The sequence below is a fragment of the Flavobacterium sp. FPG59 genome (genome assembly GCF_002150205.1).
GTDB lineage: Bacteria > Bacteroidota > Bacteroidia > Flavobacteriales > Flavobacteriaceae > Flavobacterium.
The window spans coordinates 1-3,477 of the sequence record NZ_MTCA01000277.1 but is presented as its reverse complement, the minus strand read 5'-3'; the positions used below and the strand labels follow the sequence as shown (position 1 = coordinate 3,477).

Below are 3,477 nucleotides of genomic sequence, written 5' to 3'. Positions count from 1 at the left end.
CAGGTTTGCTTGGAATGGCTACCATTTTTTCATAATAACATTAACGAAGGATCAAATTAGGGTTTTAAATAATTCCTATTTGCACTCTCTTTTATATAATTTAAGAAACATTTTAAATCTAATTTGATGAAAAAATTAATCATACTAGGAATTATAAATATTGCAATAATGACGATTGTTTTTTCCTGTAAAGAAGAGAAAAAAGTACAAAAGGTTCATATTCACAAAAAGGCAGAAGCCCATAAGATAGTCTACGAATGCCCTATGAAATGTGAAAAAGGGAAATTTTATGACATTTCTGGAAAATGTCCTGTTTGCAAAATGTCATTAATAAAAATTGAACACGAAGAAAATAAAAACCATTTAGAACATAATCATAAATAACTAAAAAAGAAACACCAACACAAATATGATGCAAACAGTAAACAGCTTTGGTGCAGACAGGAAGAAAAAATAAATCACCAAACAAACAATCAGGTTGTTCTATTCACAATGATTCAGAAAATCATTCTGATGATGTTCATAAACGCTAAAGCGAAAGAAATGTCTGCCGAAGATAAATAAAACGGCTGTTCGCACGATCTAGAGCACAAGCATTAAAAAGTAGAACATAAATGAGTATTGTTTTCTGTATCCATTTGCATTATAAAAATTTTGATTAAAAAGACAGAAGAATGAAAAACAAAATAAATTTGTTACAAATAACCAATTTAGCGGTGTTGTTTTTTTGCATAAACTTTGCAAATGCCCAGAATTTAGACATTGATGTTTTAAGAAACATAAATCATAATAGGAACAAATCACTGGATCCAGCATCAAAAGGAATTACAAATAGTCTAGCTCCTGTAAGTATTGGAACTCCAATTATTATGTACTCTGTCGGATTGATAATGAAAGATAGTACAGTCAAAAAGAAAGCTATTTTTATTGGAGAAGCCTTTTTGGCTTCAGGATTTATAACATTTGCTTTAAAAAAAACAGTAAATAGAGAACGACCATTTGTAACTTATCCAGATATTGAGCAAGTTACAACAGCAACCGGACCTTCTTTCCCATCAGGGCACGCTTCTTTAGCTTTTGCAACTGCCACTTCCTTGAGTATGGCGTATCCAAAATGGTACATTATTGCTCCTTCGTTTGCGTGGGCAAGTGCAGTAAGCTATTCTCGTATGGTATTGGGTGTTCATTATCCAAGTGACGTGTTAGCTGGCGCAATCATAGGAAGCGGATCAGCTTATCTTTCCTATAAATTGAATAAATGGGTTAATAAAAAACAGAGGAAAAAAATCCCACAACTTTGGGAATAAATAGTTCTTTTTATTTAAAATCAAATACTTATGTTTTATATATAGTAAAAATAAAAAGGTTACAAACATTCTAAAACGAAAGAAATACCCAACATCTGCAATGAAGTCTTTAAAAAACTTAAACCTATCCCAAACTGCCAGTATCATTGATGATTTTGAAAACTATTTCAAGGCAGTAGAACCGATTAGGCAATGCTTTTAGGAAGTACATTTCTTTTAATAAAAGATGAAGGAGAAATGGTCTCTGGATTCTCATAACTAAAAATACAATTTAAAAAAATGAAAAATATATTTAACAAACGATTTTCATTACTATATTCATTTATATCAACTTATGTTCTGATTTCTTTCGGGATAAGAATTTCCCTTTATGCTTTATCATTTGATGATATTGATTTTTCTCTTATTTCAATTATCAAAATTTTCAGTTTAGGATTTTTCTTTGACCTATCAGTAGCTTTGTTTTTTTCTACAATTTATTATTCATATCTACTTGCTTTACCTTCAAAACTTGTCGGTGGCATACTTGATAAGGTAATTACTTATTTTTTAATGGGTATTTTACTATTCATTAGTATTTTTTCTTTTGTTGCGGAATTTCCATTTTGGGAGGAATTCAATACAAGGTTTAACTTTATTGCTGTTGATTATTTAATATATACTTACGAAGTTTTTGAAAATATAAATCAATCCTATCCAATCCCATTAATAATTTTGGTTCTATTTACTTTAATCTTCATTATATATGTCATTTATAAGAAGAAAAATGTTTTTAGGGAAACATTCACAGAAAAACCAAAATTTAAAGAAAGGCTTTTTAATGTTTTACCTTTATTACTAGTAACATTACTTTTCGCTTTTTTTGCAAAAAATAAACTTGCAGAATGGAGCATCAATAATTATGAAAATGAATTAAGCAAAAATGGTGTTTTCTCTTTTTTTTCAGCATTGCATTCAAACGAGTTAGATTATACAACATTTTATAAAACATTGCCTAACAAAGAAGCATATAAAATAGTAAAAAAGGAATTGCTTCAAAACAATCAAGAATTTACAAATCAAGAAAAAGATGCGATTACAAGAAACGTAAGTGGCTCAAAAGAACAAGCCCCTAACATAGTTTTAATTGCTATTGAAAGTTTTAGTGCCGATTTTTTAAAACAATTTGGAAACCAACAAAATCTAACACCTAATTATGAAGCATTAGCAAAAAACAGCATATTCTTTACTAATATGTATGCTACAGGTACAAGAACTGTTCGAGGTATGGAAGCACTCACTCTCTGCGTTCCACCAACACCAGGAAACAGTATTGTAAGAAGACCAAATAATGAAAGTATATTTTCAATAGCTACGATATTAAAAAAGAAAAATTATGATTTAAGTTTTATATATGGAGGCGATGGCTATTTTGATAATATGAACACTTTTTTTGGCGGTCAAGGGTTTAATATAATAGATAGAAACAGAGGAAATCCGCTATCTGATAATATTAAAACAAAACGATTTGCAATAGAAGACAACGAAGTAACATTTGAAAATGCTTGGGGAATTTGTGATGAAGATAGTTATACTCAATCTATAAAATATGCCAATATAAATTCAAAAAAAAACAAACCTTTTTTTCAATTTATAATGACAACATCTAACCATAAACCCTATTCATTTCCTAATGGAAGAATAAATATGGTACAAGGAAGTAGAGAAAGTGCAGTAAAATATACTGATTTTGCTTTAGGACAATATATCAAAAAAGTGAAAACAAAACCTTGGTTTTCAAATACAATTTTTGTAATTGTTGCTGACCATTGTGCCAATAGTGCTGGTAAATGGGAAATAAATATTGAAAATCATCATATTCCAGCAATGATTTACAATTTGAATAATCAAAAACAAAAAATCAATAAACTTGTATCGCAAATTGACCTAATGCCAACAGTATTTGGATATTTGAATTGGAATTATCAAACAGAACTTTATGGCAAAGATATTAATATAATGAAACCTAATGAAGAAAGAGCTTTAATTGGAAATTATAGAACATTAGGATTATTAAAGAATAAATATTTTACAGAAATAAATGACCGAAAAAAAGTAAATAATTATATATGGGATGCAGAAAAGAAAATAATGAAAAAAATAGAAAATAAAAATTTAATTGATTTAGAAA

Annotated in this window: 3 protein-coding genes; all 3 read left to right on the top strand. The window is 28.6% G+C overall.

Features of this window, described 5'->3' with window-relative positions; genetic code table 11:
- Positions 1-126 precede the first annotated feature (126 nt).
- Positions 127-384, top strand: a complete 258-nt coding sequence (locus tag FPG59_RS14940) for a heavy metal-binding domain-containing protein (protein WP_024981664.1) — start codon at positions 127-129, stop codon at positions 382-384.
- A 290-nt stretch (positions 385-674) separates the two neighbouring features.
- Positions 675-1,307: a phosphatase PAP2 family protein gene (locus FPG59_RS14935; protein ID WP_086455356.1), complete on the top strand. Its 633-nt coding sequence runs from the start codon at positions 675-677 to the stop codon at positions 1,305-1,307.
- A gap of 279 nt (positions 1,308-1,586) precedes the next feature.
- Positions 1,587-3,477 (top strand): LTA synthase family protein (locus FPG59_RS14930; protein ID WP_140344688.1); only part of this gene is annotated, 1,891 nt, incomplete at its 3' end.